Source organism: Clostridium sp., from assembly GCF_036646415.1.
Lineage (GTDB): Bacteria > Bacillota > Clostridia > Clostridiales > Clostridiaceae > Clostridium_J.
On record NZ_JAVXMF010000031.1, the window covers coordinates 21,815 to 28,210 of the forward strand.

Annotated in this window: 7 protein-coding genes and 2 tRNA genes; 1 reads left to right on the forward strand and 8 read right to left on the reverse strand. The window is 29.7% G+C overall.

Features of this window, described 5'->3' with window-relative positions; genetic code table 11:
• Window position 1 precedes the first annotated feature (1 nt).
• From RSD37_RS14880 to RSD37_RS14905, 6 genes are all read right to left on the reverse strand, one after another.
• Window positions 2-910, reverse strand: a complete 909-nt coding sequence (locus RSD37_RS14880; RefSeq protein ID WP_346947533.1) for a stage 0 sporulation family protein — start codon at window positions 908-910, stop codon at window positions 2-4.
• A 1-nt stretch (window position 911) separates the two neighbouring features.
• Entirely contained in the window at window positions 912-1,847 is a 936-nt protein-coding gene (locus tag RSD37_RS14885; protein ID WP_346947534.1) for a DNA polymerase III subunit delta', read from the reverse strand.
• 69 nt (window positions 1,848-1,916) lie between these two features.
• Window positions 1,917-2,246 (reverse strand): cyclic-di-AMP receptor, encoded by a 330-nt coding sequence (locus RSD37_RS14890; RefSeq protein ID WP_346947535.1) that lies wholly within the window; start codon window positions 2,244-2,246, stop codon window positions 1,917-1,919.
• Window positions 2,247-2,273: 27 nt separating this feature from the next.
• Window positions 2,274-2,894 carry a dTMP kinase gene (tmk, locus tag RSD37_RS14895; RefSeq protein ID WP_346947536.1) on the reverse strand — a complete coding sequence of 207 codons (621 nt, stop codon included), beginning with the start codon at window positions 2,892-2,894 and terminating at the stop codon, window positions 2,274-2,276.
• Entirely contained in the window at window positions 2,894-4,351 is a 1,458-nt protein-coding gene (locus tag RSD37_RS14900) for an aminotransferase class V-fold PLP-dependent enzyme (RefSeq protein WP_346947537.1), read from the reverse strand. The genes tmk and RSD37_RS14900 overlap by 1 nt, the downstream gene beginning before the upstream one ends.
• Entirely contained in the window at window positions 4,333-4,539 is a 207-nt protein-coding gene (locus RSD37_RS14905) for a sigma factor G inhibitor Gin (RefSeq protein WP_346947538.1), read from the reverse strand. Before RSD37_RS14905 ends, RSD37_RS14900 begins: the two co-directional genes overlap by 19 nt.
• 433 nt (window positions 4,540-4,972) lie before the next feature.
• Here RSD37_RS14905 and RSD37_RS14910 point away from each other — a divergent pair, with 433 nt between their 5' ends.
• Entirely contained in the window at window positions 4,973-6,130 is a 1,158-nt protein-coding gene (locus RSD37_RS14910; RefSeq protein WP_346947539.1) for a hypothetical protein, read from the forward strand.
• A 53-nt stretch (window positions 6,131-6,183) separates the two neighbouring features.
• On the opposite strand, the gene RSD37_RS14915 is transcribed toward RSD37_RS14910, so the two are convergent.
• Together RSD37_RS14915 and RSD37_RS14920 are read right to left on the reverse strand one after the other, a co-directional pair.
• Window positions 6,184-6,257, reverse strand: a tRNA-Cys gene (locus RSD37_RS14915).
• Between the two features lie 5 nt (window positions 6,258-6,262).
• Window positions 6,263-6,338 (reverse strand) — tRNA-Phe (locus tag RSD37_RS14920).
• Window positions 6,339-6,396 lie beyond the last annotated feature (58 nt).

Consider the following 6,396-nt stretch of genomic DNA (forward strand, 5'->3'; position numbering starts at 1 on the left):
CCTAATTTTCTTTAAATAATTCCTTAATTATCTTAGGATCTTCAACTTGTTTTTCTAATTCCTTTATATCTACATCATTTATAATATCTTCATAACTTCCGGAGATCATTGTTAAATCATTTATGCTAACAACCTTAATATCATCTTCTCCATCTTTTAAATTTACCTTTACTTTTACAGCTTCCTTTACTACACTACTTGAAACTACCTCACCTTTTCCATAGCATGTGTCAACTATAGATCCAACTTTAGGTAATCTCTTTCTTATGCCCTCATAAGTTTCTTGCTCATAGTTTAAGCAACACATAAGTCTGCCGCATATTCCTGATATTTTCGTTGGATTTAAAGAAAGATTCTGCTCTTTTGCCATTTTAATTGATACTGGCGCAAACTCACCTAAAAATGTAGAACAGCATAAGCTTCTTCCACAAGGCCCTAGTCCTCCAGTCATCTTAGCTTCATCTCTTACCCCTATTTGTCTTAACTCTATTCTAGTTCTAAATATTGATGCTAAGTCTTTTACAAGCTCTCTGAAATCAACTCTTCCATCAGCCGTAAAATAAAATATTACTTTGTTGTTATCAAAGGTATACTCAACATCTATAAGTTTCATTCTTAAGTTATGGGATTTTATCTTATCTAAACAAACCTTAAGAGCTTCTTCTTCCTTTTCCTTATTAGATTTATTTATATCTACATCTTCTTCTAATGCTTTTCTAATTACATTCTTTAAAGGTGCTACAATCTCGCCTTCTTTAATTTCCTTTATTCCTACTACACATTCTCCAAATTCTATACCTCTTGCAGTTTCAACTACAACAAAGTCACCTTTTTTAATATCTAAATCGCCAGGATTAAAATAGTATATCTTCCCAGCCTTCTTAAATCGTACACCTATTACTGTTATCATATTAAACCTCCTGCATTCTCAAAACCATTGTTATAAATGCTAATGATGAGTTTACATTATTTTTCAAAGTATTTCTAGTCCCATCTACAACTTTAATCATATCATTTAATTTGCTTGATGAAAACATATTGGCTAAATCTTTAATATCCGAAGTCTTATCTATATTTATCAAAATTTTTTCATCGCCTACTTCTTTATATATAATTATATCTCTTATCACTGTTATAATTATATCTAAAATCTCCTCATGAATACTACCATAATCATTGAAAAATTTTTCGTATTGCAAAGCTATTTCGGTATCAACATCCTTAGTCTTGTATATAAGTTCAAAAATTATATCTCTAATTATACTAAATTCTTTGTTCTCTATTAAATTTTTAGCCTTGCCAGGTACACCCTTGCCAAAAGCACTAGCAACTATTAATCTTTCATCTTCTATTTTAGGGTATTCACTTCTCAAAAATACCATCATATCTTCATCATTTAATGGCTTTAATTTATGTATACAGCATCTTGATTTTATTGTATCTAATATTCCCTCAAGTTCTTCACATAATATAAATATATAAACATTTAATGGTGGTTCTTCTATGGTCTTTAGAAACGCATTTTGTGCTTGAAATGTAATTTTATGTCCATTCTCTATTATAATTACTTTATTGTCACCTTCGAAAGGTTTCTTATTACACTCTTCAATAATGCTTCTTACGGTATTTACTCCTATAGATGCTTTTCCTTTATCAAGTGACCAATAAATTATATCTACATGGTCCCTAATTTCATTAATACCTAGAATCTTCAAAGCAGTAAGTTTTACTAATACACTTTTTCCTATTCCCTTTTCGCCAACAAATATATGAGCATGACTCAATTTATTATTATTAATAGCTTCAGTTAAACTATTCCTTATTTTACTATGTCCTATCATACTCATAAAATCCTCCTAATAATAAATAATGTACAATAAGCTGAACCTATTGTACATTATCTAGCTTTAGTTATATTATACTCTTAAAAACTTATCTACATCAACAACAAATATAGTTGCACCGCCAATATTTACTTCTATAGGGTATGGAACATAAACGCCTGTTGAGCCAGCTACTGGAGAAGGTGATGATATAAGTTGTTTTCTAACCTTACAAATTTCTTCTATATAACCCAGTACACTATCAACTTTACTTGCTTCTACACCAATCATTAATGTAGTGTTTCCAGCTTTTAAGAATCCACCTGTAGTTGCAAGTTTGGTAACTCTTAATCCGTTTTCTGTTAAGATATCTACTAAATCCATAGCATCATCATCTTGAACTATTGCAATTATCAATTTCATATATTACCCCTCCTTGTATAAATGTTATTATAATATATAAGATTCAACTCTATTTATTATATTTTTATGAATGACATCTATAGAGTCGTCCCCATCTATTATCTCTATTTTATCATAAATACTAGTAATTTTTAAATATCCTTCAAAAACTTTTTTATGAAATTCCATTCCGCTATTTTCTAGTCTATCAAGATCCTTCTGATCTCTTTTTCTATTGAGCCCTTTTTCATAAGGTATAGTTATCATAAATACTAAATCTGCCTTTAATTCACCAAGTGCTGCATCGTTGATTAATTTGATTCTTTCTATTCCAAGATCTCTTGCAATTCCCTGGTATACTACTGAAGAATACACAAACCTATCACATAAAACAACTTTACCTTCTGCAATAGCTGGCTTTATAACTTCACTTACCAACTGAGCCCTTGATGCTGCATATAATAATGCCTCGCACATATCATCCATTTCTTCATTCTCGTTATCTAAGATAACAGCTCTTATCTTTTCACTAATCTTAGTTCCACCAGGTTCTCTTGTCCTAACAACCTCAATTCCCTTGTCTATGAAATATTTTTCTAATAATTCTATTTGTGTAGATTTACCACTTCCATCTGGTCCTTCTAATGCAATTAATAATCCTTTGTTCACTACTTTCCCTCCAGTTGACTATTTTTAAGTACTGTTAAAGTTTCATCTTTTACTCCTAATAATGTAACATTATTCTCTTTATAATAATTTATTATATCAATAATATACTGTGTTATAAACTCCCCTGGCATTATTAATGGTATTCCTGGTGGATAAGGAACTACAGCTTGTCCGCAAACTTTATTTATAGCATCATTTATATTACAAAACTCTTTATCAAGATTTAAAGTTTCCCACGGTAGTTTTTTTATTTCTGGCAAATTATAATCTTTTGGTTTTATATATTTGCATTTTAATACTTCAATGTTACACCTCTTTAAAATCTCATATATCTTATCAAAATCTTCTTTAGTGTTCGCAGTTGAGAATATTAAAACTACATTCCTATCATCACTCATCTCACATTGTATTCTATTCTCTTTTAAATAATCTAATAACTTATGTCCACTAAAGCCTCTAGGAACATTTATAATATATCTTGTCTTGTCAATTTTAATCTTTCCATCTTTAATTTCATTATCTAAATCTATATCTAATTCATCTATTATATGATAAAAGCCCAGTAAATTTATCTTACTCCTATAAATCTCACACAAATCAATTAATTGTCTATAAAACTTATTTCCGTATTTTTCTAAGTAGTATCTGCTATAATCCATACTTGCTAAGAAAACATAAGATGGGCTCGTAGTTAAAAATACACTTGTATAAAAATTAACCTCATCTAAAAGCTCTTCACAGTTTACATGTAAGAATGATGTTTGTGTTAAGCTAGGTAACGTTTTGTGAGCACTATGAACTACCATATCACAGCCTAGCTTAACAGCACTCTCTGGCAAATCCTCTATAGATCCAAAATGTGCTCCATGGGCACAATCTATTAAAATTTTCATATTATACTGTTTAGCTCTTTCTACTATATCTCTAAGGTCAGTACATATTCCATAGTAGTTGGGATATGTTAATAGTATTCCCTTTGCATCCTTATTTTCTTCTATAACTTGAAATAGATGCTCCTTATTTATTGAAAAAGGAGCATCATACTTTTCATTGATTTTATTCTTTATATATATTGGATTTAATTTTCTTAATATTATACTGTTAAATATAGACCTATGACAGTTTCTTTCTACAATTATTTTATCTCCTTCCTTAAAGGTTGAGAAAATCATAATCATATTTCCAGAGGTACTTCCATTTACTAAAAAGTAAGATTGTTTACTTCCATAATATCTAGCTAATTTTTCTTGACCTTCTTTAATTATACCAGTAGGGTTATGTAGATTGTCTACTCCCTCCACTTCAGTTATATCAAAGTTAATTAAGTTGTTCAAAAGGTTTCTTCCCTCTTCTGTGTCCTTTAGCGCCTTTCCCATCTTATGTCCTGGCATTGCAAAATAATAATTTTCTTCTTTCTTATATTTCATTAGTGCATCAATTATCGGTAATCCTGACACTTATCACTCACTCCTCTTGGCATAAGTTCAACTAAATTCTTTTTAATGCAGTTCTTATAAAACTCATAAAAATCTGTATTAGTCTCTATTGTTAATAATCTTTTTTCACAGTTTTCACAAATTCCTCGTCCATATACAATTATACCATCATCTAGAGGCTTTCTGCACACAATACATTTCTTATTCATATTTATCCCCCTCATAATTTATCCACTATGTCTAGTTATAAACTAGTTACAACTGCCTAGGATAAGTTCAACTTAGTTCATATTATCTAACCTTGACTTCATACTAAGACTGTCTTAATTCTAGCCCCTTATACTATATTTTATTCATTTAGCCAAGGTTTTTTATTTTGTCCAAAAAAAAAATTTCATATTATATTTCTCATTTTTTCTACTTAAAATAACATTATACAAGAAAAATTCAATAAGCTATTTAATATTAACATCATATATTTAAAATTTATATATAATTACTTAATTTAAAATATGTATTAGATCATAAAACCTAATACGGGATAATTACTAATATATATGGATACACTACTATGGTAGAATTATCAACTACTATGAAGTTAGATAATGATAAATAATATAATTACTGTGAGGAGGATTTCAATTGAAGCAGCATGTCCTAAGTTTTCTATCTACAATAAAAAAAGAAATATTAGATATAAATAAATTCTTATATGAAGTCAGTGAAGACTGTTTTAATGAATATAAATCATGTGAATATATGATAAATCTATTAAAAAAACATGGTTTTAAAACTGAAGATAATTTTGTGAATATACCAACTGCATTTCGTGCGCAGATTGGTCATGGACATCCTGAAATATGTTTTATTTGCAAATATAGTACTGGAAGTAATGATGGGCATGTATTCGGTAATAACGCCAATGCTACAATTTCCTTAGGTTCAGCTATCGGACTGTCTTCAATCATTGATAAAATTGGAGGTTCTATTATTATTATAGGTTGCCCTGGGAAATATTCTAATGGTTCAGAAATCATAATGACTAAAGAGAAAGTATTTGAAGACTCAGGTGTAATTTTTGCACCTCACGTAGATAACATTACATCTTTAAATAATTCATCACAATCATGTATTACATTAGAACTTAACTACACTAATTTATTACTATCTAATGATAATGCAAATGAATCATCTTTAGACGTATGCTTACAAACAGTCCACTTTATTAATCAATTAATTCAAAATACTTCAACTAGCTGTTATATGGATCATCTAAAACTTATATGTGATAATTCATTAAATGAGTATCCATCATCTGCAAAAGTAAGTTTTGAAATTAAATGTAAAAGTCATAAATTATGTGAAAACATAGAAAATAATGTGCGTAATTATATTAAATGCATCCAAGATATAATAAACATAAAATGCTCTATAAAGCTACTTGAACTTCCATGTAAAGAATTATTAGACAATCAAATAATAAATAAGATATTTGAAACTAACTTAAAAGAATGTGGAATTATTAATATTTCTGCAGGTAAAAATATGCTTTATCCTTTAGGAATTGGAACTGTAAGTCATACTACACCTACAATATACCCCTCAATAGGGATTTCAGATAATAAATCTATTCATTGCCCTTCTGTAGAATTCAGAGATTTAACCATATCTGAATATGCTGAATCAAATATATGGAAAGCTATAGAGTCCTTAAGTTTAACAGGAATAGACCTAATAGAAAGAAAAGATTTAATTTATGAAAGTACTACTTTTTTATCCAATAAAATTAACTCAAACTAAGAATTTAATTTAAAAATAAAAGACCTTGTAAACGTAATGTTTACAAGGTCTTTTGGAGGCGCCACCCAGATTTGAACTGGGGATAAAGGCTTTGCAGGCCTCTGCCTTACCACTTGGCTATGGCGCCAAAACTGGTGGCTCGAGCAGGAATCGAACCAGCGACACGAGGATTTTCAGTCCTCTGCTCTACCGACTGAGCTATCGAGCCATATGACCTGGCAACAACCTACCCTCCCACACAGCTGCCCGTGCAGTACTATCGGCCT

Coding starts and splice junctions, on each gene's coding strand:
- RSD37_RS14905 (WP_346947538.1), bottom strand. CDS start 4,539: ATGAATAAGAAATGTATTGTGTGCAGAAAGCCTCTAGATGATGGTATA.
- RSD37_RS14890 (WP_346947535.1), bottom strand. CDS start 2,246: ATGAAATTGATAATTGCAATAGTTCAAGATGATGATGCTATGGATTTA.
- RSD37_RS14885 (WP_346947534.1), bottom strand. CDS start 1,847: ATGAGTATGATAGGACATAGTAAAATAAGGAATAGTTTAACTGAAGCT.
- RSD37_RS14880 (WP_346947533.1), bottom strand. CDS start 910: ATGATAACAGTAATAGGTGTACGATTTAAGAAGGCTGGGAAGATATAC.